Annotated in this window: 20 protein-coding genes; 13 read left to right on the top strand and 7 right to left on the bottom strand. The window is 34.1% G+C overall.

Annotated elements, in window-relative coordinates:
- Positions 1–43: 43 nt before the first annotated feature.
- Entirely contained in the window at positions 44–808 is a 765-nt protein-coding gene (locus AC4FRF_RS07145) for an SDR family NAD(P)-dependent oxidoreductase (RefSeq protein ID WP_491158801.1), read from the bottom strand.
- A gap of 171 nt (positions 809–979) precedes the next feature.
- Complete coding sequence (locus AC4FRF_RS07140) at positions 980–2,620, bottom strand: UxaA family hydrolase (RefSeq protein ID WP_491158855.1); 1,641 nt, start codon at positions 2,618–2,620, stop codon at positions 980–982.
- 434 nt (positions 2,621–3,054) lie between these two features.
- Here AC4FRF_RS07140 and AC4FRF_RS07135 point away from each other — a divergent pair, with 434 nt between their 5' ends.
- On the top strand, positions 3,055–3,921 hold the full coding sequence (locus tag AC4FRF_RS07135) for an AraC family transcriptional regulator (RefSeq protein ID WP_491158800.1): 867 nt from the start codon (positions 3,055–3,057) through the stop codon (positions 3,919–3,921).
- A 5-nt stretch (positions 3,922–3,926) separates the two neighbouring features.
- Here AC4FRF_RS07135 and AC4FRF_RS07130 read toward each other — a convergent pair whose 3' ends face one another.
- The 3 genes from AC4FRF_RS07130 to AC4FRF_RS07120 form a co-directional block, all read right to left on the bottom strand.
- Positions 3,927–6,041, bottom strand: a complete 2,115-nt coding sequence (locus tag AC4FRF_RS07130) for a TonB-dependent receptor family protein (protein ID WP_491158799.1) — start codon at positions 6,039–6,041, stop codon at positions 3,927–3,929.
- Positions 6,042–6,246: 205 nt separating this feature from the next.
- Positions 6,247–7,287 carry a cysteate synthase gene (gene capA / locus AC4FRF_RS07125; RefSeq protein WP_491158798.1) on the bottom strand — a complete coding sequence of 347 codons (1,041 nt, stop codon included), beginning with the start codon at positions 7,285–7,287 and terminating at the stop codon, positions 6,247–6,249.
- A 70-nt stretch (positions 7,288–7,357) separates the two neighbouring features.
- Positions 7,358–9,418 (bottom strand): S9 family peptidase, encoded by a 2,061-nt coding sequence (locus AC4FRF_RS07120; protein WP_491158797.1) that lies wholly within the window; start codon positions 9,416–9,418, stop codon positions 7,358–7,360.
- Positions 9,419–9,562: 144 nt separating this feature from the next.
- Here AC4FRF_RS07120 and AC4FRF_RS07115 point away from each other — a divergent pair, with 144 nt between their 5' ends.
- Positions 9,563–9,883, top strand: a complete 321-nt coding sequence (locus AC4FRF_RS07115; RefSeq protein WP_491158796.1) for a YbaB/EbfC family nucleoid-associated protein — start codon at positions 9,563–9,565, stop codon at positions 9,881–9,883.
- 4 nt (positions 9,884–9,887) lie between these two features.
- A complete protein-coding gene (locus AC4FRF_RS07110; RefSeq protein WP_491158795.1) occupies positions 9,888–10,856 on the top strand; it encodes a hypothetical protein in 969 nt (322 codons plus the stop codon).
- A 49-nt stretch (positions 10,857–10,905) separates the two neighbouring features.
- On the opposite strand, the gene AC4FRF_RS07105 is transcribed toward AC4FRF_RS07110, so the two are convergent.
- Positions 10,906–11,925 (bottom strand): threonine aldolase family protein, encoded by a 1,020-nt coding sequence (locus AC4FRF_RS07105; protein ID WP_491158794.1) that lies wholly within the window; start codon positions 11,923–11,925, stop codon positions 10,906–10,908.
- A gap of 84 nt (positions 11,926–12,009) precedes the next feature.
- On the opposite strand from AC4FRF_RS07105, the gene prfB reads away from it, so the two are divergent.
- From prfB to AC4FRF_RS07080, 5 genes are all read left to right on the top strand, one after another.
- Positions 12,010–13,108, top strand: a protein-coding gene (gene prfB, locus AC4FRF_RS07100) for a peptide chain release factor 2 (protein ID WP_491158793.1) whose coding sequence is annotated in 2 segments (ribosomal slippage) — positions 12,010–12,072 and positions 12,074–13,108 — 1,098 coding nt in all. Because the reading frame shifts where the segments join, the coding sequence is not laid out codon by codon here.
- 374 nt (positions 13,109–13,482) lie between these two features.
- Positions 13,483–14,052, top strand: a complete 570-nt coding sequence (locus tag AC4FRF_RS07095; protein WP_491158792.1) for a pentapeptide repeat-containing protein — start codon at positions 13,483–13,485, stop codon at positions 14,050–14,052.
- Positions 14,053–14,149: 97 nt separating this feature from the next.
- Positions 14,150–15,517 (top strand): TlpA family protein disulfide reductase, encoded by a 1,368-nt coding sequence (locus tag AC4FRF_RS07090; RefSeq protein WP_491158791.1) that lies wholly within the window; start codon positions 14,150–14,152, stop codon positions 15,515–15,517.
- 254 nt (positions 15,518–15,771) lie between these two features.
- Positions 15,772–16,320, top strand: coding sequence for a GNAT family N-acetyltransferase (locus AC4FRF_RS07085; RefSeq protein ID WP_491158790.1), 549 nt, complete (start codon positions 15,772–15,774; stop codon positions 16,318–16,320).
- Between the two features lie 388 nt (positions 16,321–16,708).
- The gene (locus tag AC4FRF_RS07080) at positions 16,709–17,455 is read left to right on the top strand and encodes a hypothetical protein (RefSeq protein ID WP_491158789.1); all 747 of its coding nucleotides are present in this window, start codon (positions 16,709–16,711) and stop codon (positions 17,453–17,455) included.
- Between the two features lie 465 nt (positions 17,456–17,920).
- Here AC4FRF_RS07080 and AC4FRF_RS07075 read toward each other — a convergent pair whose 3' ends face one another.
- Positions 17,921–19,150, bottom strand: coding sequence for a multidrug effflux MFS transporter (locus AC4FRF_RS07075; protein ID WP_491158788.1), 1,230 nt, complete (start codon positions 19,148–19,150; stop codon positions 17,921–17,923).
- A gap of 202 nt (positions 19,151–19,352) precedes the next feature.
- Between AC4FRF_RS07075 and AC4FRF_RS07070 the strand changes: the two genes are divergently transcribed.
- From AC4FRF_RS07070 to AC4FRF_RS07050, 5 genes are all read left to right on the top strand, one after another.
- Positions 19,353–19,745, top strand: a complete 393-nt coding sequence (locus tag AC4FRF_RS07070; protein ID WP_491158787.1) for a SpoIIAA family protein — start codon at positions 19,353–19,355, stop codon at positions 19,743–19,745.
- A gap of 42 nt (positions 19,746–19,787) precedes the next feature.
- The gene (locus AC4FRF_RS07065) at positions 19,788–21,173 is read left to right on the top strand and encodes an alpha/beta hydrolase family protein (RefSeq protein WP_491158786.1); all 1,386 of its coding nucleotides are present in this window, start codon (positions 19,788–19,790) and stop codon (positions 21,171–21,173) included.
- Positions 21,174–21,336: 163 nt separating this feature from the next.
- The gene (locus tag AC4FRF_RS07060) at positions 21,337–24,576 is read left to right on the top strand and encodes a cytochrome c biogenesis protein (RefSeq protein WP_491158785.1); all 3,240 of its coding nucleotides are present in this window, start codon (positions 21,337–21,339) and stop codon (positions 24,574–24,576) included.
- Between the two features lie 124 nt (positions 24,577–24,700).
- Positions 24,701–25,474, top strand: coding sequence for a Rossmann-like and DUF2520 domain-containing protein (locus tag AC4FRF_RS07055; protein WP_491158784.1), 774 nt, complete (start codon positions 24,701–24,703; stop codon positions 25,472–25,474).
- Entirely contained in the window at positions 25,458–25,985 is a 528-nt protein-coding gene (locus AC4FRF_RS07050; protein WP_491158783.1) for a KdsC family phosphatase, read from the top strand. Before AC4FRF_RS07055 ends, AC4FRF_RS07050 begins: the two co-directional genes overlap by 17 nt.
- The last annotated feature ends 100 nt before the right edge of the window (positions 25,986–26,085 follow it).

Here is a 26,085-nt window from a genome sequence, read left to right as displayed (position 1 = left end):
TTTTTTTAAAAACTTAGAATCTTAGAATCCTAGCAACTCTTTTTTAATTATTTAATTTGATAAAACCTCCGTCAATTGGATAATCTGATCCAGTGATAAATCCTGCTTCGTCACTTGCTAAAAACAAGGCTAAAGTAGCAATTTCTTCTGGTTTTCCCATTCTTCCAATAGGTTGCGATTTTGATAATTTATCAAAAATTTCAGCCTCATTTCCTGGATAATTTTTAGCAATAAATCCATCTACAAATGGTGTATGCACACGCGCTGGCGAAATAGAATTACAACGAATCCCCTCGTTGATATAATCTTTAGCCACTGATAAAGTCATAGACATAACCGCACCTTTAGCCGTAGAATAAGCAAAACGATCTGGAATTCCTACCCATGAAGCAATAGAAGCTAAATTTACAATAGCACCTCCACCCGACTTGCGAAATTGAGGGATAGCAGCAAACAAACAATTGTAAACTCCTTTTACATTCACATCCATAATTCGGTCAAAATCAGCTTCTGGAGTCGTATCCACCTTACCTACATGTGCAATTCCAGCATTATTGACTAAAACATGAATGTTGCCAATTTTTTCAAAAGTAGCTACTACATCAGCGTGTTTAGCCACATTACAAGCATGAGCAAATACTTTACCACCTGCAGCAGTAATTTCATCCACTGTAGATTGCGCGCTTTCGGCAGTTAATTCTATGATATGAACCTCAGCTCCTTGTTTAGCAAATAAAACAGAAATAGCTTTTCCAATTCCGCTTCCTCCTCCTGTAATGATTGCCTTTTTGTCTTTTAATGAGAACATAAATTTTATTTTTTAGATAATATATTTTTAATGATAGAATAAATTCAATGCAAGATAATAATTAATTTTTCTTTGTTTTTTTAAAATGTAAATATTGATTATTAAAATAAATTTATCTCCACTTTTTATCAAACAAATAGTAACTTTAATTATTACAAATCACTGCTTTTTTTATAAAGATACGCCACGTTTCCATGGAATAAAATCATCTTGATTTAGTAATACTGCTTTAGGAGTAATTTCGCCACTCGCTGCTTTGATACAATATTCCAAAATAGCTTCTCCCATTTCTTCAATAGTTTTTTCTCCACTAATAACGGGACCACAATCAATATCAATAATATCACTCATTTTTTGGGCCAACACAGAATTAGTCGCTACCTTAATTACGGGGCAAACTGGGTTTCCAGTAGGTGTTCCTAAACCTGTGGTAAACAAAATTAATGTAGCTCCTGAAGCTGCTTGCCCAGTCGTAGCTTCAACATCATTACCAGGAGTACACACAAGATTTAATCCTGATTGAGTAGCTATTTCAGTATAATCGAGTACATCTATCACTGGTGCTGTCCCTCCTTTTTTAGCCGCACCAGCACTCTTAATGGCATCTGTAATTAATCCGTCTTTAATATTTCCTGGCGATGGATTCATATGAAACCCAGACCCCACTTGGTGAGCCAAAGCATCGTAAGACTGCATCAAGTCGATGAATTTTTTTGCAGAAGCTTCAGTTGTACAACGATCAATCAAATTTTGCTCAACACCGCATAATTCAGGAAATTCAGCTAATAAAACTTTTCCGCCTAAACCTATCAACAAATCAGACGTATATCCTACTGCTGGATTAGCCGAAACACCACTAAATCCATCACTTCCCCCACATTTCACACCAATGCATAATTCGCTTAATGGAGCATCTGTTCTTTCATTTTTATTGATTTCAATTAACCCTTCAAAAGTCTTTTTGATAGCATCAGCCACTAATTGTTCCTCACTTTGAGCGGATTGCTGTTCGAAAACATACATCGGTTTATCAAAAGATGGATTTTGTCTTTTAACATCGTCCATAAAATTTTGAACTTGTAAATGCTGACATCCCAAACTCAAAACAGTAATTCCTGCCACATTAGGATGATTGGCGTAAGAAGCTAATAAAGCACTTAGTGTATCTGAGTCCTGACGTGTTCCTCCACAACCTCCTTGATGATTCAAAAATTTAATACCATCAACATTTTGAAATACACGATTCGTTTTAGGACTTGGATTCAATTGTATTGAAGCCGAATTTAAATCCTCTCCATCTTGGTAGGCTTTCAATAACTGATGGGTAAACTGCGTATACTTATCACCAACAGAATATCCTAATTCGTTGTGTAATGCTTCCTTTATAACATTAAGATTTCGGTTTTCACAAAATACCGTAGGCACAAAAAGCCAATAATTAGCAGTACCTACTCTGCCATCACTCCTTTTATAACCTTTAAAGGTTCTTTCTTTGTATTTAGAAACATCTGGTGCTTGCCAACTAAAATCTACATGACGGTATCCATAAGGTTCCGCAGCGTGCTTAAGATTAGCCGTTGTCATCAAACTCCCCTGAGCTACATCATTCTGAACTTTCCCTACTAAAACCCCATACATGATCACTTCATCTCCTGTACTTAAATCTGAGGTATAGAATTTATGTTTGGCCTTAATGGTATCCTGAAGAACATATGTTTGTTCTTCAAAAACCACACTTTCTCCTTTTGTTAAATCTGTTAATGCCACCAAAACATTATCGTTAGGATGCATTTTAACTACTAATCTTTTTATTTCCATTATATTTAGCAGAATTTATATTTTTTACTTTATTAAAAACAGCACTAGATTATTCGTATCAATTCTTCCTCTGATTATAGAATAATTATTTATGAATCAAAACTTTACCCCCTCAACTATTTAGCCCAAGTTGTTATAATTTCTATTTTATCTTTCTAATGAAGCCTATTTCAAATAATATCTTGTCATAAAAAAGATAATTTTCAAACAATTACTTCATTTTAAAAGATAAAATAGTCTTAATTTTTATTTTTTTTACTAAGAAATAATTCAATCATTCTTCACAAAAAACACAACAAAACACTAACTATCAATTCATTAGAATTTAATATTTTGTCACAATACAAAAAAATAAAGATACTATGCAACATCATTATATAGTAACTCTATTTTATCCTTATCTAATTATTATTTATCTTTGAGCCCTTATGAAACTTGAAAAAACAAAAATATCATCTTATCTCAATAACGCCATTTCAGTACTCTCAAGAGAGGAAGCTTTTTTTCAGGCACCTTTTCATTCCCATCCTGAACTAGAATTAGTATATGTAAAAGAAAGTTTTGGCAAACGAATAATAGGCAATTCGGTTGATAGTTTTGAATCGGGAGATATGGTTTTTCTGGGTTCAGACATTCCACATGTTTGGCTAAATGACGAAATATATTACCATAATCTCAACAAATTAAAAGCGAGATCTATTGTGGTTTATTTCAACAAAGATATTTTTGGACCTGCTTTTTATGAGCTAAAAGAAGCTAAAAAAATTAATTCCCTATTTGAAAAAGCTAAAAAAGGTTTATCAATTACAGGAAAAACAAACCAATTGATTGCTCAGAAGTTAGAACAATTAGTACTTAAAAAAGATTTTGAAGTCATCATTGGACTTTTTGAAATTCTATCTGTTCTATCTGAATCTACTGATATTGAATTTATAAATCCCGAAAGCTATTTTCCTGCTAATGATTCTTTTAAAAAAGACCGTCTTAGTGAGGTTTATCAATATGTAAAAGAAAATTACAAAAAAGAAATCTCATTAGATGAAGTCGCTCAAATTGCCAGCCTGACACCAACTTCCTTTTGCAGAATGTTCAAATCTAAAACCAAAAAGAATTTTATTGAATACCTCAACGAAATACGCATTTCCAATGCCTGCAAACTCCTAATTGAAACCGATATGAGTGTTTCGGAAATTGCATACGAATGCGGTTATAAAACGGTGTCCAACTTCAATAAGCTATTCAAAAAAAACACCAAAAATACACCTAAAGAATACAAAAATAAAATAGCGCGGTAAATTGGTCAAAACACATATACTACATTAAAACCACCATAATAATTAACCGGATTTCCGGGATAATAATAACGGGCTGGAGCTATACCAAAACCTACTGCATTTGGTAAAATACTGGCTGCATATTTTTCATTCAGAGCATTTTGAATCCCCAGATTGAGTTCCATTTTTACGTTTTTAAGAATAAAAAAAGTATATCCAGCTTTAATATCTAAAAGTTCATATCCCGTAGTTTCTTTCAAATTGGCATCATCAAGATACATCTTGCCTGTTAATCGATAAGAAGCATTAAAACTGAATCCTCTGTCACTAACAAAATCAAATCCGAAATTAAATTGTGTATCAGGCACGGCCGGCAATAAATTACCCGAATAATCACTATCATTATCTACAAAATCTTTAAACTCAAAACGGTTAATAGTTGCCGAAAAATAAGGATTCAATTGAATACTTGAATGGGGTTGAAATTTATAATTCAGTAAAAATTCCAATCCTTTATGCGAACTTTCCCCTGCATTAATACCCACATACTGATCTTCGGCAATACGGCGTGCTACCAATAAATTAGTAATCTGAGTAGAATAAAAAACCAATTCTGTATAAAACTTTTTCTCTAAGAAATTTGCTTTAAAACCCACTTCATAATTACCCCCTTTTTCGGATTGTAAATCTGTATTAAGTCGGCCTTCGGGAGTTAATGTTTCGGCCACAAAAGGAACTGAGAAACCTTTACTAAAGGAAACATAAACATTCTTAGCTTCACCTACTGTATATGAAAGTGCCAATCTGGGAGACCAAACTGAGCCAAAAGTGTATTGCTCTTCCGGATTTTTACCACTTAAAAAAATATCTTGCTGACTGTAATTTGTGGTATTAAAAGCCAAACCGGATTCTAAATTCAACTTATTAGAAAGTTTCGTTTCCATTTGGATAAATCCATTCCAATATCTTCTTTTTTGTTCCATCTCACTAAATTGATCTCCCCTAATACTGCCTTGTCCTGGATAAGACTGATATAAGTTTCTAAAAAGGGAGAAAGCATAATTTTCGGTCATCCATTCTGTCCCCAGACTTATGGTGTTAGGCAAAGAAAATAAAGAAGCTTCATAATTTATTTTAGCTCTAAAGCCGAGCATTTTTGTTTTTTCTTTCAATATATCAAAAGGACGAGGTTCATAAGCATTTTTAAAATTAGAAAAAAGACTAACGTCAGCCGACCAGTTTTTTGAAAACTGATGTTCAAATCCAACTCCTGCCAGCAATTTATCATAAGATTCAAATCCTCGGGCAGCCAGCCAGGTGGACGCAGCCGACTCAGGTTTGGTATTAAAAGCAGTTTCACTTATCGAACTCGGGATATACGCTTTTAAACGGGTGGCAATTCCAAAAAATGAAAGTGTAGATTTTTCAGATATTTTTTGTTTTCCAAATAGATTTACAGATTGCCGGTTATAATCACTATTATCACGAAAACCGTCTTGTTGTAAATTGCTGTAATTTGCAAAAATACCACTTTGCGAATCACTATATCCTGCAGATACAATTTGTTTTGTTAAACCAAAACTTCCAAAAGTAGTGCCTGTTTTTGCAAAAGAAATCCCTGAATCTAATTGTTTTGCCCTCAAACTGATGACACCTCCTAATCCTGCGCCAAAACTGCTTGAATTAGGTCCTTTTATAATTTCAACTCCGCCTAAAACCTCTAAATCAATATCTTCTAATGCAGTTTCTCCTTCGGCATTAGAAAGAGGAATTCCTTCAAAATAAGCTTTAATCTTCGCTGTACCATATTGTGTTCTCGCTCCTATCCCGCGAATAGTAATCCTATTGGTATTCAAAGCTCCTTGCTGCATAAAAACTCCTGGAACTTTATTAAGAACAGGAGTCAGGATTACACCATCAGTTTGATTGATTTCTTTCTCGGTAATAATAGAAATAGCTGCTGCTGAATACTGAATTGAATTCCGTATAGGAACATTCATTACTGTCAATTCTGATAATGAAACAGTATCTGTTTTTACTTGTCCAAAAACAGTAGTACAAAAAAATAAAATTAGACAAAAAAGAAACTTAGAAAATGTATTTACGTTTAAGGTCATTAGCATATTGATAATTCTAACCATTTTGAATAGAGCATTTCAAATTTATTGTTTTATTCCCAATCGACTTTTATAAAACCTGATTTTCATGTAAAATTTAAAAAACTACAAGAAGTTAGTTTAATAAAATCTTACTTTTTATTTTTCTTAATCTCTTAATAGTAAAACTTATGTGCAAAAAAAAACTCTAGATTGCTCTAGAGTTTTTATATAATAGAAAATAGAAAACCTATTTTATCATTTCAATTTTTTGTACTTCTTCTTCGTTTATACTGTCGAAGAATCCTTGTTCATTCATCCAGTCATCGCTGAATACTTTACTCATGTAACGGGAACCGTGATCAGGAAAAATAGCAATTACGTTACTATTTTTATCAAATTCACCTTCTTCAGCATATTGTTTAATCGCTTGTAAAACTGCTCCAGAGGTATACCCAACAAACAAACCTTCTTTTCTAGTAATTTCTCTGGCAGAATGTGCACTTTCTTCATCGGTTACTTTCATGAATTTGTCAATAACGTCAAAATCGGTAGCAGATGGAATTAAGTTTTTACCCAAACCTTCTATACGATAAGGATAAATTTCTTCAGAATCAAATTCTCTAGTTTCGTGGTACTTTTTCAATACTGAACCAAAAGCATCAACACCTAAAACTTTGATATTTGGATTTTGCTCTTTTAAGAATTTTGCTGTTCCAGAGATTGTTCCTCCTGTACCACTACAAGCTATTAAGTGCGTAATTTTACCATTGGTTTGCTTCCAAATTTCCGGCCCTGTTGTGTTATAATGTGCATCAATATTTAGTTGATTAAAATACTGATTAATATAAACAGAACCTTTTGTTTCTTCGTGCAATCTTTTAGCAACACTATAGTAAGAACGCTCATCATCAGCAGAAACATGTGCTGGACACACATAAACCTTAGCTCCTAAACTACGAAGCATATCGATTTTATCTTTAGAGGATTTAGAGCTTACTGCTAATATGCAATTATATCCTTTAATAATACTTACCATAGCTAAACTAAAACCAGTATTACCTGAAGTAGTTTCAATTATAGTATCGCCAGGAGATAATATACCTTTTTTTTCTGCTTCTTCAATAATGTATAAAGCAATCCTATCTTTTGAGGAATGTCCCGGATTAAAAGCTTCTACCTTAGCATAGAAATTACCTTCTAAATTTTCGGTGACTTTGTTTATCTTGATAAGAGGTGTATTTCCTATCAGTTCTAAAACATTATTATAAGCATTTATTTCTTCTTTCATAAAAAAATAGTTAATCAAGATTAATTTTATTTAACCTGGATACGCAGCAAATTTAACAAAAAAAAACTAATTACTTTTCAATTTTTTCTAAATCTAGTAAAAAACTAAATTCTTTTGCTAATTCTTTTAGCGCTTCAAACCTCCCAGAAGCGCCGCCATGCCCTGCGTCCATGTTAGTATCCAAATACAAAACAGTACCCTCTTTTTTATTTACTCTTAGCTTAGCCACCCATTTAGCTGGTTCCCAATACTGCACTTGCGAATCATGCAAACCAGTTGAAACATACATATTGGGGTATTTTTGACTTTTTATATTATCATACGGAGAATAGGATCTCATATACTGATAATATTTTTTAACATTTGGATTTCCCCATTCGTCATATTCCCCTGTCGTTAATGGGATGCTATCGTCTAACATCGTAGTCATAACATCAACAAAAGGAACTTGAGCAATAACCCCATTATACAATTCCGGAGCTTCATTAATAATCACGCCCATTAACAATCCGCCGGCAGAACCTCCTTCGGCGTATAAATGTTCTGGGGATGTATATTTTCGCTCAATCAAATATTTAGAACAATCAATAAAATCAGTAAAAGTGTTTTTCTTATGAAGCAATTTACCGTCTTCATACCATTGTCTTCCTAAATCTTCTCCTCCGCGAATATGCGCAATGGCATAAATAAAACCTCGGTCTAATAATGACAAACGTGTTGAAGAAAAATATGCATCCATAGAATGCCCGTAAGAACCATAAGCGTATAACAGTAGTGGATTCTTTCCGTTTTTCTCTACTTCTTTGCGACACACCATCGAAATTGGCACTTTAGTTCCGTCCTTAGCAGTAGCCCAAACACGCTCTTCTTTGTAATTATTTTTATCAAATGCACCTCCTAAAACCTCTTGTTCTTTCTTGATTTCTTTTTCTTTAGTACGCATATTGAAATCAATAATCGAAGAAGGTGTAGCCATCGATTGATAACTATACCGCAAAATTTCGGTTTCAAAATCAACGTTTGTAGAAGTATAAGCGGTATAGGTTTCGCTACCAAAAGGCAAGTAATACTCTTCGTTTCCATCCCAGGACATAATTCGGATTTTATTCAAACCTCCTGTACGTTCTTCAAGGACTAAATAGTTAGAAAAAATCTCAATATCTTCTAATAAAACATCTTCACGATGTGCTATAATTTCAACCCAATTTTCTACTGAAGTAGTATCTTCATGGGTTTTCATCAGTTTAAAATTCTCGGCATCGTCTTTATTTGTTAAGATATAAAAACTATCCTGATAATGATTGATACTGTATTCTACGCCTCTTTTTCGCTTTTGAAAAATCTTAAATTTCCCATCAGGATTATCAGCATTCAAAATACGATACTCAGTAGTTAAGGTACTTCCCGACTCTATTGCTAAATATTTTCTGGATTTTGATTTAGAAATATCAACACTAAACGTATCGTCTTTTTCAAAATAAACCAAGATATCTTCTTCTTGAGTTGTTCCTAATTGATGCTTAAAAATCTTATCCGAACGCAGAGTCACTTCGTCTTGGCTTGAATAAAAAATAGTTTTATTATCATTAGCCCAAACTGCCGAACCCGTTACTTTTTCTATTTTATCTTCTAGAATTTCATTCGTTTCTAAATTCTTAACCTGAATAGTATAAATCCTTCTTCCAATAACATCTGTACTAAAAATAGCCAGCTTATTGTCTGGACTAATACTCATTCCTCCTAGTTTAAAATAGGCTTGCCCTTCAGCCAACACATTACAGTCAAAAAGAATTTCTTCCGGAGCAGACAGACTTCCTTTTTTTCGAGAATAAATAGGGTAATTTTTAGCAGTTTCAAATCGGGTAATGTAGTAATAGCCATTGTATAAATACGGAACCGACTCATCTTGCTCTTTAATTCTGGCTTTCATTTCCTCAAACAACACGCCCTGAAAATCCTTCGTGTGAGCTGTCATCTGCTGATAATATTCATTTTCTTTGTTCAGATAATCAATAACCTCCGGATTTTCTCGGTCTTTTAACCAAAAATAATTATCGATTCTAAGATCTCCAAACTTTTCTAATTCGGTAGGTATAATTTTAGCAACAGGCGGTTGTAATTTTTCTATCATTTAGTAATTCTTGATATTTTTTAAAATAGCTCGGACAAAAATAGGCGAAACAATTGCTAAAACGAACCTATATTTCATCAATTTTAACATTGTATTAGCCGTAAAAATAGTAATTTCGTGGACTAATTTTTAAAAAAAGTAAAAATGGATTTAATGGGAATGATGGGTAAATTAAAAGAAACCCAAAATAAAATTGAGGAAACAAAAAAACGTTTGGATACTGTTCTTGTTGATGAGCAAAGTACAGATGGTTTATTGAAAGTTACCATTACTGCTAACAGAAAAATAAAATCCATCACTATTGCTGATGAATTATTAGAAGACAAAGAACAACTAGAAGATTATATGATTTTAGTACTTAACAAAGCTATTGAAAAAGCTACTAAAGTAAATGAGGCAGAACTAGATGCTGTAGCAAAAATGGATATGCCAATGATTCCAGGAATGGATAATTTGTTTAAATAGTTTTATGAAAATCACTAGACCTTTTTTAGGCTTAACTATTGTTGCTATATGCTTCTTTTTTTCATGTAGCAACGATAGTTCTAGCCTAACTGATACAGAAACTATTACTGATGATTTTAGCTACACTACCGTAAATGATAATGGTGAAATTAATTCTATTGGCAACAATTCAGGAAAGATTACTTTATCTGCTAAGTTTAACGGACTAACTGCTACGCCTATAAACCTAAATACTATTTGTTCTAATACCAATAGTATATTCTTAATAGAACATAAGTCTCCACTAGATAAACTTTATATTTTTGATAAAAGTTCTAAAACTACTACTTCAAAAACCCTTTCTTATCCAGATGAAATAACTGGTTTTGAACCTCTGATGTTTGTTTTAGAGTGGAACGAATCAAAAAGTATGTTATATGGAATAATAGCATCTAATCCGTATAATGAAACTGATAATATAAATTATTTTGTTACTATAAATCCATCCTCTTACGAAGTACAATACTCTGGAATTTCTTTTTCACAAAAAAATATTTATTCTACATTTAGTAACGGGTCTAAACTTTATTGCACAAGTTATACCGATACTGTTTTTGAAATTAATCCTGACGAAAACACAGCTACTGCAATACCATTAAATGGTACAAAAATCCCACTAATTAGTACTGTAATGTATTCCAATTCTATTGCTTATGGTTTAAAAGTAAACACATCAACATTTACATTTAATCCAGTAAGTATCAACACTACAACTAATACTTATCTCGATTTGTTGCTAAATGAAAATTACAAGGCAGTTAATTACAAAGGAAAAGGTTTTATAGACAAAATAAACAATCAATATATTAATTTAGTATCTAAAAATAACCAATTGGGGATTTTAAAATACAACCTACTTTCTAATACCTCAGAATTTATTCCAGCAACAACAAACATAACAAGCTACAATATAAACACTGTAATTATAGAATAACAAAAAAAGCATGAATTAAAATTCATGCTTTTTTTGTTATAACTCATCCTTACATCTTTGCCAAGGTTTCAATCACATAAGTGTGCATAACCTCACGATAATCCAAGTGTGTCACCATGCGTAACTTTTGACTTCCAATGGCACTGATAGAGATATTTTTCTGTTTTAATTTCTCAATAAAAATCTCATTTTTAAATTCGGGAACTAAGGTAAAGACCAAAATATTGGTTTCTACGGGTTCAATGCTGGCTACCCAGCTTTTCTTCTTCAAAGCATTCGCTAATTCCTTAGCCCTTCTGTGGTCTTCGGTCAATAATTTAATGTTATTTTCTAAAGCATAAATAGCGCCAGCCGCTAAATAACCTGATTGACGCATAGCTCCACCCAATACTTTTCTGATTCGCACTGCACGCTGAATGGTCTTTTTATCTCCCAATAAAACCGAACCTACTGGCGCACCTAATCCTTTAGAAAAACAAACCGAAATCGTATCAAACAGTTTCCCGAAATCTTTTGGATTCTGTCTTTTAGCCACTAGAGCATTCCAAATTCGGGCGCCGTCCAAATGCAATTTTAAATTATTAGCATCGCACACTGCTTTTATTTTTTGCAATTCCTCCATTTCATAACAAGCACCTCCACCTACATTAGTAGTGTTTTCCAGACATACTAAACTGGTTAACGGACTGTGAAAAAAAGCAGGATCGTTTATTGCTCCTGCTACTTGCTCCGCCGTAATCATCCCGCGGTTTCCTTCCAGTAAGCAGCAAGAAACGCCACTATTAAAAGAAACACCACCACCTTCAAAATGAAAAATATGCGAATGTTTATCGGCTATTAATTGTTCCCCGGGTTGGGTATGCAATTTTACTGCGGTTTGATTAGCCATTGTACCCGTAGGGAAAAACAAACCAGCTTCCATCCCAAAGATAGCAGCCACTCTGTCTTCAAGTTCATTAACGCTTGGGTCTTGCTTGTAAACATCGTCCCCCACATCAGCATTAAACATATATTGTAGCATTTCGTAGGACGGTTTCGTCACCGTATCACTAACTAAATTTATTTGCATTTTTATATTTTTTATAGAGAAACATAAGCCGTAGTCCCTACGTGATTTTTTTTACTATTTTTGCGCAACAAAATTACATAATTTATGACAACTACCGAACAAATTAAAGGTATTGTAGAACGCCTTGGTGCGTTGAGGAGGTATCTTTGACGTTGATGCCAAACTTATCGAAATTTCTAACGAAGAAGAGAAAACCTTTGCTCCAGATTTTTGGAACAACGCTAAAGAAGCCGAACTTATTGTAAAGAACCTTCGAAACAAAAAAAAGTGGATTGAAGACTACGATAAAGCAGTGGCTTTAACCGAAGAATTACAACTCGCTTATGAGTTTTACAAAGAAGGCGAACTCACAGCAGAAGAGCTTGACGAACAATACCAACTGACTCAAAATCATATTGAAGGCATCGAATTTAAAAACATGCTTTCGGATGAAGGAGACACCCTAAGCGCTGTTTTGCAAATTACAGCCGGAGCCGGTGGAACCGAAAGTTGCGATTGGGCTTCGATGCTCATGCGTATGTACATGATGTGGGGCGAAAAATACGGTTTCAAAATCAAAGAGCTGAACTATCAGGAAGGCGATGTGGCGGGGATTAAAACTGTTACTTTAGAATTTGAAGGTGATTATTCTTTTGGTTACCTCAAAGGCGAAAACGGAGTACATCGTTTGGTGCGTATTTCTCCTTTTGACAGTAATGCTAAGAGACATACTTCCTTTGCTTCCGTTTATGTGTATCCGTTAGTAGATGACAGTATCGAAATTGACATTAACCCTGCCGATATCGAAATTACTACTTCGCGCTCCAGTGGTGCCGGAGGACAGAACGTAAATAAGGTAGAAACTAAAGTACAGCTGTATCACAAACCAACAGGAATCCAAATTCAATGTTCTGAAACTCGTTCGCAACAAGACAACAGACAGCGTGCCATGCAGATGTTACGTTCGCAGTTGTACGAAATCGAATTAAAAAAGAAACAAGCACAACGTGCCGATATTGAAGCAGGGAAAATGAAAATCGAATGGGGTTCGCAAATCCGAAATTACGTAATGCAACCTTATAAATTAGTCAAAGACGTCCGCACAGGTTATGAAACCAGCAACGTAGATGGCGTAATGAACGGCGAAATAGACGAATTCCTGAAAGCCTATCTAATGATGATGGGACAGAAAGAAGAGGAATAGTTCTCAGATTGCTGATTTTAGAATTTAGATTTCAGAAAGCAGTGTTCAGAAAACAGAAGGCAGATTTTAGAAATAAGAACGCAATCTAGCTTTCATTTTTTTCTCAGACTTAACCGTCCTTAGCTTTCGCAGTCGAGTGTCAAATGTTTGAAGAATGCGTAAAAAGAAAAGCTGTTTGAGCGTTAGCGAGTTCTTTTCTTTTAGCATTCAAAAACTTATTTGACCGACGAGAAAGTGCAAGACTTGATTTTTTTTGTTTCTTTTTTGATCAAGCAAAAAAGAAAATAATAAATTCATATATCAAAAAATCTTGATTAAATACAATATCCAAACCCGACAACTTTAAAACACTGTCGGGTTTAAACAACAAAAAAATGACCGAGTATTTCTTTGACCAACATTACCACAACATCCACTACGGTCTGGAAACCCTCAACCTAAAAGAATTTGAATCCTGCACCTTTAGCAATTGCAATTTTTCTGCATGCAATTTTATAGGCATTACTTTTATTGATTGCCAATTCAACCATTGCGTTTTTAACAACGCCAAAATCAACCACACCGCTTTTAGAACCGTCTATTTTAATGATTGCCAAATCAAGGACGTTAATTTTGCCATGAGTGACAAACTCATCTTCGAGATCCACTTTAACAATTGCGCCTTAGATTTCTCTAAATTCTACGCCCTGAAACTAAAAGGTATTAGTTTCAATAATTCCAGCCTGATTGCCGTAGACTTTATGGCCGCTGATTTAACAGCCGCACAATTCTATAACTGCGATTTGTACCGCGCCGAATTTGAAAAAGCCGTAGCCAACAAAGTCGACTTTAGAAGCAGCTACAACTACACCATCGACCCCACTACAACCAAACTCAAAAAAGCCATTTTTGCTTTGGAAGGATTAAAAGGATTGCTTTACAAACATGGGATTATGGTGGAATAAAGTTTCAAGAACAATTTATTTGTAGGATTTTTTATTCTTACTAAGTATTAAGTAAGAATAATTTTAATATATTTGAAATAAAATCAAATATTTTGAAATGAAAAAAGCAACCTTATTCTTCCTTCTTAATTTAATACCTACTCATAATTATTCACAGGAGATAAAAAACAATACAGATTTCATTAAAAAAAACATACAAATTGACCAACCAAGCACCTCTTTGACTGTAGTTCTGGATAAAACTGTGCAAGGTGTAGGTCCAAACGGAATCTCAAGTTTTGGCATTGCTTCCAGAGATATGATTAATTCCGAAGAACTTAAAGCATATCCTAAAATGAAAAACATACCCGATTCTTTGAGCAATATCAAAGAATATCTTTTCATTTTGAATGACTTTCAATTTTATTACCAAAATTATAAGCAAGGTATTTATAGTAAAGATTACTTTATGCAAAAAGCACTCAATAATAAGAAGAATCTAAAGGATACTATTTTTCTAACAGATAAAAAAGTAAAAAACACTATTTCTGTTATGGCTGGCTATACTCCAAACAATTCTATCGTATATATAGTTGACACCAATAATAACGATGACTTTTCAGATGAAGAACCCAAGGTATTAGTATCTAAATTAAACAAACAAGACGATATCACTGAACATGCCTTAGCAGTTGACATAGAATATTTTGATGGAACATCAATAAAAAAAGACAAACAACTAATTACTGTTGAAAAAAGTCGTTCAGATAAAGATTTAGCTTTAATGTTTAAATTTCCTCAATTTAGATATGGAAAAGTACAATTAGGAAATGATTCCTACTTAATCATTTCTGAATCTTTCAATAGAGATCAATCAATTTTCCTTGTAAAAGACCAACCTTATTTTGACAGACTTGACAAAAAACACAAAATTACAGCTAATCAATACTTAAAAATAGATGATAATTATATCCAATATAATCCATTAACACAAAACTTAAGCAAAATAAAATTAACCATAAGTCCAAATGAACAGGACAATAAAACAACTCCCACAGCCAACCAGGTTGGTATGATTGCACCTAATATTAGCGGTGTAAATGCCCTTAACAACATAGAAATATCTTTAAAAAAATACAGAGGAAAATATGTTTTTCTTGATTTTTGGAGTACTTCATGTCCTCCTTGTATAAAAGAGTTCCCAAAAATAAAAGAGGTTTATGATAAATTCAGTCATAAAGATATTGAAATTATAGGAATTGCCGATGTAAGAGGAAAAATTGACATTAATAAATTCATTATTGATCAAAATGTAACTTGGCCAACTATTGATGAAAAACATCCAAAAACAATCAACAAAGGTTATCAAATCAATTCTTATCCTACCTCTTATTTAATTGATCCAAATGGAAAAATTATCGCAACTGATTTGAGAGGTGATGATTTAAATAACAAATTAGAGTTATTTAAATTAGAGAAAAAATAGTTTAATAACCAGCAAACCTCTACCTATGAAAAAACTACTTATTCCCCCTGTCTCGTCCCAGGCTAGCGCAAGCGTCCCGCTTGTGCCCGCAAAGAAAAAATAGTTAAACAAAATTTCATATCTAAATTATTTAAAAGACATGATTCCAACTTGGATAAATAATAAATAGGCGTTTACCTTTTTAAACATTACTTAGATTGTAGGCACAAGCGGGACGCTTGCGCTAGCCTAGAGATTTTAACCTACAACATATAATGAAATTTAAACCTCAAATATTAGAACTAAAAAATCTTAAACTTGTTACAATTAGACAAGCTGAAATTAACGATGCCGAAAAATTACTTAAATGTATAAAAACTTATGTTCCTCAAAGTGATTACATTCCAAAACTTGAACAAGAAATCAAACTGACAATTGAACAAGAAAAGGAATGGATAAATTCTTTCTTGACAAATGATAATTCTTTACTTCTAGTGGCAGAATATGACAATGAAATAATTGGAAATATTGACTTAACTGGAAATCGAAGAAAAATTATGGAACATACAGCTGTTATTGGAATGGGCTTGTTAAAAGAATGGAGAAATTCTGGACTTGGAACTGGATTATTAAAAATGGCAATTGAATGGGCAAAACAAAATTCAATTTTAGAATTAATTTGGCTACAAGTTTATACTGAAAATGAATTAGGACTAAATTTATATCGAAAAATGGGATTTAAAGAAACTGGAATAATGCAAAACTTTTTCAAGCAAGACAACAAATATTTTGACAATTTAACAATGACAATGAACGTGAAATAAAAAACCCAAGCTAGAGCAAGCATCCCCAGGCTAGCGCAAGCGTCCCGCTTGTGCCCGTAAAGAAAAAATAGTTAAACAAAATTTTTATATACAAATTATTTAAAAGACATGATTCCAACTTGGATACATAATATTAGGTGTTTACCTTTTTTAAACATTACTTAGATTGTCAAGAATCCTTTCGTGTACTACATGATAGAAAACAAAAAAACTCCGCAAACAGCGGAGTTTTCTAGTAATAACCATCTAACAAAGCGGCAATTTTTTTACACCAGTATAAAACTTACAAAAAAGAATAAATTTTTGAAAGATTTTTTTGACTATTCAATAAAATGTACTACTTTTCGGTAACTAATATAACCCATTATCAACCTTTAAAACTTAAATTATGGCAAGTACCACCGAACAAGGACACAACCGCAATGCAGCCAACTTTGACAAGCTCATTACCCACTGCATTGCTTATGGCACAGCTTACAACCCTAGCAAAGCAGCCCTAAAAACCGCAGCCATTCAGGCACAGGCAACCGCAGCTAAAAACAGTCTTAGCGCTATCAACAGCCTCACTCCTGCTTACAAAAACGCAGTAGCGGCAAGAGTAACTGCCTTTAGCCCCTTAGACAAGCTCGTAACCCGATTGAGCAACGCCCTAAAAGCATCCGACACTACAGCAGAGGTAAACGATGCCGCCAAAACCATAGTACGCAAACTACAAGGCCGACGTGCCACACCCAAAAAAACAGAAGAAGAAAAGAAAATCGCAGCCGATGCTGGCGTAGAAATAGTCGAAATATCGACCTCTCAGCTTAGTTATGACAACCGCTTAGACAACTTTGACAAACTCATAAAACTACTGGCATCCATTCCGCAGTACACCCCTAACGAGGCCGAATTAAAAATTACCGCCCTAACCACACTCTACAATAATTTAAAAGCCAAAAATGCAGCCGTAATCAATGCCGAAGTGCCACTAAACAATGCCCGCATAGCCCGAAACAACCTCTTGTATAAAGACAGCGTAGGACTGGTTGACACCGCTACCAACATCAAAACCTATATCAAGTCGGTATACGGTACATCAAGCCCGCAATACAAAGCAGTGAGCAAATTACAATTTGTAAAATATGCCAATTAAGCTACAAACAACTATTTAATTTTTACAAAGACTACCAAAAAAGTTGCAGAAGCCTTTGAGCATTTTGCAGAAGCCTTTGAGTAAATTGCAAAGAACACCAAAAAAATTGCAGAAACCTTTGAGCATTTTACAAAAGCCTTTGAGTAAATTGCAGAGAACACCAAAAAAATTGCAGAAGCCTTTGAGCATTTTACAAAAGCCTTTGAATAAATTGCATAGAACACCAAAAAAGTTGCAGAAGCTCTTGAGCATTTTGCAGAAACCTTTGAGTAAATTGCAGAAAACAACTGAAAAGTTGGAAAAACCCTTGAGAAAGTTGCATCTAGCTGTCAGGCTATTGCAACTTTTTTTATAGAAATACCAAAAACTAATAGTGCCGGTACAAATACAAACCCTAAAAAAAGAACCCGATACAATAATTTAAAAACAAACCAACACTTTAATAAAAACCAAGCCAAGAATAAATCAATGAACCATCGTTACAGCATCATCACCGCTGTTAACAACCGTCTTTTTAATCCTACGTTTGCCAATTAGCAAAATAAACAATGCAATAAGAGTAGTTGAAGTCATAATCATCACCATAGGCGCAATAGAATCTTTTACAAAAAGCCCTACACCAAAAGAAGCCAGTGCTCCAAGTCCTAATTGTGTGGCACCCATTAAGGCCGAGGCGCTTCCTGTGTTTTTAGAAAAAGGAGCAAGCGATAATCCCGCCGTATTGGGATTTGAAATTCCCAAACAAGCCAGAAACAAGAAAAGCATTCCAATCGTTTCATACAATCCTAACAGATTATTAATTGCTAAAATCAAGAAAATAAAACTAATAATAGATTGCGAAATTAATGCGGTAAAAATAAGTTGCTCACTGCTAAAGCGTTTCAATAAAACGGAATTCAATTGGCTAGAACCAATAAAACTTACTGACATTAAGGCAAAAATCCATCCGTAAACTTCGGCATCAACTTTTAAGATATTCATAAACAATATAGGCGATGCTGCCACATAAGTAAACAAACCAGAGAAAGCTATGGCACCCGTAAAAGCATAGGTGTGAAATTGCGGTACTTTTAAAATGGAAATAAAATTGCTAAGGATTGGTTTGGGTTTCAACGAAATGGAAGTATCGGGTTTGTGCGTAACAGGCAAACCCAGTTGAGAAGCCAAAAGTACCAAAGCTCCCATAGCAGTCAAGATTAAAAACACCATGTGCCAGCTGTAATAAGTGGTTACATAACCACCTGCTGTGGGTGCTAACATAGGCGAAAGCCCTACTACTAGCATCAGTTTAGACAAAACATTTGGCGTTTCTTTAACCTGAAACAAATCGCGCACCATTGCTAGCGAAGCTACCGTAGCGGCGCAACTTCCTACGGCTTGTACAAATCGGAGACCAATAAAAGTATGGATATCATTGACAAAAACACAACCTAAGGAAGCTAGAATATAAACTAGCAACCCAACAAACAACGGTTTTTTTCGTCCAAAACGGTCTAATAATGGTCCATAAAGCAACTGTCCTGCCGAAATTCCAATAAAATAACTAGATAAACTCATAGAAACTTTAGCTACAGTGGTATTCAGGTCGGCGGCTATTCCGGAGAAACCAGGCAAATACATATCTATTGAAAAAGGACCAAGTGCCGTCATGGAACCTAGTATTAAAATGAGTTGAAAGTGTTTTGCCTTAGTCATATTCTATAAAATCCTCTTGTTTGTTTTTTTGCAAAAGTAAGCCATAAAAACGGCTATAAAGAATGAAACCTTTTAAATTAGGAGTAGATAATTAGTATTTAACATTGTATTAGGAAGTTGAAATCTAAAAAACATCTTACTATTTGTAAGATTTATTTATATATTTGATTAGGATGTAAAACACAACTCAACTCCTACAAGTATGCTTTTACCTAAAGACCCAAATGAAATTATCAAAGGCGAAATTGCCGATTATTGGCTTGACCAAGACGGAATCTTATATTCCTATTCAAAAAGTCCAAAACGAACCATTGCTAACATTAGCCAAAACATAGCCTTAGTCAAACAAATAACCAATAACAAAACTGTTCCTCTATTAATTTATTTGTGCGACTCCCCAGTACCTGACAAAGCCACTAGAAAATTTTCATCAGAACAATTAGCTGCTGTTTATAAAGCCATGGCTATGGTTGCTAAACCTGGACTTTCTAAATTAATTATGAATCTTTTATTCAAATTAAAACAACCTCCTATCCCCATGAAATCCTTTACTAATGATGAGGAAGCAAGAGAGTGGTTAAAACAATTTTGCTAAAAGCAACAACAACTAAGATTGATCATTTATAAAATAGCCAACATGAAAAATTATACATTCCTTTTATTTGCCATACTATTTGGTTTTTCGACAAACGCTCAAGAAATTGTAGGACAGTGGAACGGTGTGCTTAAAGTGCCAGGAGCCCAATTAAGTCTTGTTTTTCATGTTAGCAAAACCGCTAATGGTTATACAACTACTATGGATAGTCCTGACCAAGGAGCCAATGGAATTCCGGTAACAAAAACTACTTTTGAAAGTCCTAAAATTAAATTCGAAATTAACAATGCCCGTATTGAATACAACGGCGAATTAAAAGGAAGTGAAATTGTTGGTGTTTTTAAACAAAATGGTCAAGAATTCCCTTTGAATTTAAGCCCAAAAGCGATTGTAAAAAGACCTCAAGAACCTACAAAACCTTATCCTTATTATGAAGAAGAGGTTCGGTTTGAGAATTCAAAAGCGAATAGTTCCTTAGCAGGAACTTTAACATTACCTAAAAAAGATGGCGTGTTTCCTGCTGTGATTTTAATTTCAGGAAGTGGCCCACAAAACAGAGATGAAGAATTACTGGGGCACAAACCTTTTTTAGTAATTTCCGATTATTTAACGCGCAATGGAATTGCTGTTTTGAGATATGATGACAGAGGCTTTGGACAATCTAAAGGTGATTTTAAAGCTGCTACCACAGCTGATTTTGCAACAGATGTAGAAAGTGCTTTAGCTTATTTAAAAACCAGAAAAGAGATCAATCCTAAAAAAATAGGTTTAATAGGCCATAGTGAAGGTGGCATCATCGCTCCTATGGTTGCTTCCCAATCAAAAGATGTAAAATTTATCGTGTTGTTAGCAGGAACCGGAATTCCGGGGAATGAATTATTGCTGCTACAACAGGAAAAAATAGCCCAAGTTTCCGGCATTGTGGATGCTGACATAAAAAAAGCACTAGCTTACAACAAAAGCCTTTTTGATATAATTATACATTCGACCGACACCGAAAAATTAAAATCAGATTTGAGAGCTGAATTAAGCAAAATAATCGACAATGATGCTTCTGCCAAAATTCCAAACCGAATGAACAAAGAACAATATATCGATGAAAAACTTAATCAACTGGTCTCCCCTTGGATGTTATATTTTCTAAAACTAAACCCTGCCACTGCATTAGAAAAAGTAAAATGTCCGGTGTTAGCACTTAATGGCGAAAAAGATACGCAAGTCCCTCCTAAGGAAAACCTAGCAGCCGTCAAACAAGCTTTAGCAAAAGCAGGAAATAAAAAAATAACCACCAAAGAATTCCCCAACCTGAATCATTTATTTCAAGAATCAAAAACAGGTTCTCCAGATGAGTATGCAAAAATTGAACAAACATTCTCTCCTGTTGTGTTAAACGAAATGCTAAAGTGGATTAAAGAACAATTACAATGACCACAAATTGTACAAATTGGCACTAATTAATTTGTGCAATTCGTGGTTTATAAAACCCTATTTCCATTACTTAATTTTGGATTAAATTAACAATTGCTCGGCTTTAGAACTCAACATTTTTGAGTACTTTTGTCGCACTTTTATAAAACGCAATCCCTCAAAAATGGATAAAAAAATATACTCTTTTTTATTTTCTACTCGCTTAATGGCTTTTCTTTTTCTGGCTTTTGCAGTAGCAATGGCAACAGGAACTTTCATAGAAAGTAAATACAATACCGATACAGCTCGAATTTGGGTCTATAACACTTGGTGGTTTGAGGGAATTATGGTGTTTTTTATGATTAATTTCATTGGAAACATCAAACGTTACCAATTATTAAAAAAAGAAAAATGGGCTACTTTATTACTGCATTTGGCTTTTATTTTAATCCTTTTGGGAGCATTCATCACGCGTTATATTAGTTATGAAGGGGTAATGCCCATTCGCGAAGGTGCCGCCGAAAATCAATTTTATTCAGACAAAACCTTTCTTACCGTTTTTGTTGACGGAGAATACAAAGGCGAAATGAAACGTCGTGTTTTTGAAAAACATGTACTTTTTTCTCCTGTAACCAATAATAATTTTTCTGTTTCTGGACAGTTTGCCGACACTCCTTTTAAAGTTGAATACAAAAACTTCATTATGGGTGCTAAGGAATATGTAAAACCGGACGCTAACGGAACCTTATACATGAAATTAGTAGAAGCAGGTTCAGGCGGACGTGAAGAACATTTCTTAAAAGAAGGCGAAGTCCAAAACATCCACAACGTACTTTTTGCTTTAAACAAACATACTGATGGTGCTATCAACATTACTTTTGATGGCAAAGATTACACTATAGAAACGCCGTTTGAAGGAAACTTTATGCGCATGGCAGATAAGTTGCAAGGTGCTGTTACAAAAGACAATGTGCAACCATTAATGATGCGTTCGTTGTATAGTATTGGCGATATTAGAATTGTTTTTCCTGACCCTGCGGTTAGAGGAACTATTGATTATGAATCCAATAACGATTTTAAAGCAAAGAACCACGAAGACGCTTTAGTCTTAACGGTTAAAGCCGAAGGACAAGAAAAAGAACTAACTATCTTAGGTTCTAAAGGTAAAGTAGGAGAAGCTAAAACCGTAAAAATTGGAAATATGGAATACTCTTTATTCTACGGAAGTAAAGCTTATATCTTGCCATTTAAAATCAAATTGAACGATTTTATTGCTCAAAAATACCCTGGAACTGAGAAAAGTTATTCTTCATTTGAAAGCAAAGTAACCGTTCAAGATTCGGCAGAAAAATCCTTTGATGCCCGCATTTATATGAACCACGTATTAGACCATAAAGGCTATCGTTTTTTCCAATCGTCTTTTGACCCAGATGAAAAAGGAACCGTGCTGTCTGTAAATCATGATTTCTGGGGAACAAATATTACCTATGCTGGTTATTTTATTTTATTCATCTCGCTAGTGGCTATTATGTTTACCAAGCATTCTCGTTTTGCTGATTTGAAACGAAAACTAGATGTAGTAAAAGAAAAAAAAGAAAAACTAATTACCATTCTAGTATTATTCATAAGCTTTAGTGGTTTTTCTCAGGTACACGATCATGAACATGATCACGATCACGACCATGATCAGGTGCAAACGGAACAAGAACACAATCATAACCATGCTGACCAAACTCAAGCAGGAACAACGGCACATATTAGAGTTGCTCCTACCGAAAAAGAATTGGATTCTTTGATTAACAAATACAAGGTTTCTGAAAAACATGCAGCCCAATTTGGAAGATTGATTATTCAGGATGCAGGAGGAAGAATGAAGCCAATTAATACTTTTTCATCAGAATTGTTGCGAAAAGTAAGCCATGCTAACGAATACAAAGGCATGAATTCTGACCAAGTATTCTTGTCCATGTCGCAATATGCTAAATTATGGATTGAAGTGCCGCTAATTTACATCAAAAGTGGGAATGACAGCATCCGTAAAATTATTGGTATTGATGTTAAAGCTAAGTATGCTCCTTTTATTGCTTTTTTTGACGAACAGGGAAATTACAAATTATCACCTTATTTAGAAGCAGCTTACCAAGCGGCAAATCCTAATCAGTTTGAAAAAGATTTTGTAGAAACGGATAAAAAAGTCAACTTAATGGAATCGGCTTTGAGCGGAAACATTTTGAAAATCTTCCCTATTCCACACGATGCAAACAACAAATGGATCTCTTTTAACGAGTTAGAAACTGCTGGTTTAAAAGGCATGGATTCTACTTATACTAAGAGTGTATTGCCATTGTATTTTGGTACTTTAACTAATGCAGCGGTATCTGGTGATTATAAAAATGCCGATGAATTACTAGAAAGTATTCATGGTTTCCAAAAGAAATTTGGTGCTAAAGTAATGCCTTCTGAGAGAAAAGTTGATTTAGAAATACTTTACAATAAATACGATGTATTCCAAAAACTACCATATTGGTATTTAACAGCAGCTATCTTAATGCTTTTGTTTACCATTTTAAAAATATTCAAAGAAACTAAAGTGTTGAATTATTTGGTTAATGGTATACACATCATTATCGGATTATTGTTTGCGTTGCATACCGCTGGATTAATTGCTCGTTGGTACATTTCAGGTCACGCACCTTGGAGTAATGCTTATGAATCTATTGTTTATGTATCTTGGGCAACCATGTTCTTTGGCCTAGCTTTCGATATTAAATCCAAGCTAACTGTGGCTTCTTCAGCCTTTGTAACTGCAATGATTTTGATGGCGGCCTACATGAACTGGATTGACCCAGAAATTGCTAATCTACAACCGGTATTAAATTCGTATTGGTTAATGATTCACGTTGCAGTAATTGTAGCGAGTTATGGACCATTTGCATTAGGAATGATTTTAGGTTTTGTATCGTTGTTGTTAATCTTTTTTACCAACGAAAAGAACAAAGCCAAAATGGATTTAAACATCCAGGAAATCACTTATATCAACGAAATGGCATTAACCATTGGCTTAATTATGTTGACTATTGGAAACTTCCTTGGAGGGCAATGGGCTAACGAAAGCTGGGGACGTTACTGGGGATGGGACCCAAAAGAAACTTGGGCATTAATCAGTATTATGGTCTATGCATTTGTAATTCACGCTCGTTTTGTACCTTCATTAAGAGGAAAATGGGTTTTTAATTTAATGAGTATGTTTGCTTTTGTATCTATTTTGTTTACTTACTATGGGGTAAACTTTCACTTAGTAGGATTGCATTCTTATGCTAGCGGTGAAGCACATTCACTAAACTGGATTTATTATTCGTTAGGTGGAATTGCCTTAATTGGAGCCCTTACGTATCCAAAATATAGAAAGTATTACAAGAAATAATATCCGTTTGATTTAGCCTTTTAAATCAAACTCCAAAAAAACCACAGATTAGATTGATTTAGACAATACAAATTCTTGTCATTCATTATAATCTGTGGTTCTTTTTTTTGTTAATTTTACCCTTATGATTAAAGTAAGTATTATTGGCTCTGGAAATGTAGCCCAACACCTTATTACTACATTTCAAAACCTGGAAAAATCAGGAAGCGAAATCGTGTTGGTTCAGGCATTTGCCAGAAAAAAAGAAAGTCTGATCTCGTTGCTCCCGTTAGAAAAAATCACAGATGATTTTAATGCTTTGCAAGAAGCCGATTTGTATATCATTTCTGTTTCTGACGATGCAATTGCTAAAGTTTCCGAAGCTCTACCATTTAAAAATCGTTTGGTGGTACACACTTCAGGAAGTACTGCTTTTAGTGTTTTAAGTGACACCAATAGAAAAGGTGTTTTTTATCCGCTACAAACATTCAGCAAAAGAAAAACAGTCAATTTTAAAAGTATTCCTATTTGTTTAGAAAGCGAAAATAGAACAGATTATAAAGTATTAGATAAAGTTGCTAAAAGCATTTCGGATAAGGTATACGCCATTAATTCTGAACAGCGAAAAGCCTTGCATGTGGCCGCTGTTTTTGTCAATAATTTTACCAATCACCTGTACGCACTTGGGAATGACATTTGCCAAGAAAACCAAATCCCGTTTGACATTCTAAAACCCTTAATGGAAGAAACAGTACAAAAGCTACAAAGTCTTTCACCAAAAGAAGCACAAACAGGACCTGCAATTCGCAACGACCAAAAAACCATTGCAGCACACGAAGCCTTTTTAAAAAATAAAAATCAATTAAAAATATATAAAACTCTAACACAATCAATTCAAGAGAATGGCAAAAAGTTATAAAGAAATAATGAACGACATCACTACCTTTATTTTTGATGTAGATGGCGTTCTAACTGATGGTTCTGTATTTGTAAACAACGAAGGCGAGATGCTTAGAACCATGAATATCCGCGATGGTTATGCTTTGAAAGCGGCTGTAGAAAGCGGCTATAATGTATGTATCATTTCTGGAGGAAGCAACGAAGGTGTTCGTGTACGCTTACGCAATCTAGGCATTACCAATATCCATTTAGGAACTCCGGATAAAGTAGAAACTTTTGACGAATACATTGATATCAACGAAATCAAACCTGAACAGGTACTCTACATGGGCGATGATATCCCTGATTATCAAGTGATGAAAATAGTAGGTTTACCAACATGTCCTCAGGATGCCAGCCCTGAAATTAAAGGAATTTCAAAATACATTTCGCATAAAAATGGTGGAAAAGGAGCCGTTCGTGACGTAATTGAACAAGTTATGAAAGTTCAAGGCAAATGGATGGAAAATTTTAATGGGAAACACGATTAGATTGCAGATTTAGAATTCAGATTTTAAAATAAATGTGGTTTTTCAACTATCACCTGACAACCAACAATAGACAACTCATAACTCATAACCTATAACTCAA

The organism is Flavobacterium sp. ST-158 (assembly GCF_058309975.1).
The sequence above is the reverse complement of the archived record's forward strand: the minus strand, read 5'-3'. Positions and strand labels throughout refer to the sequence as shown.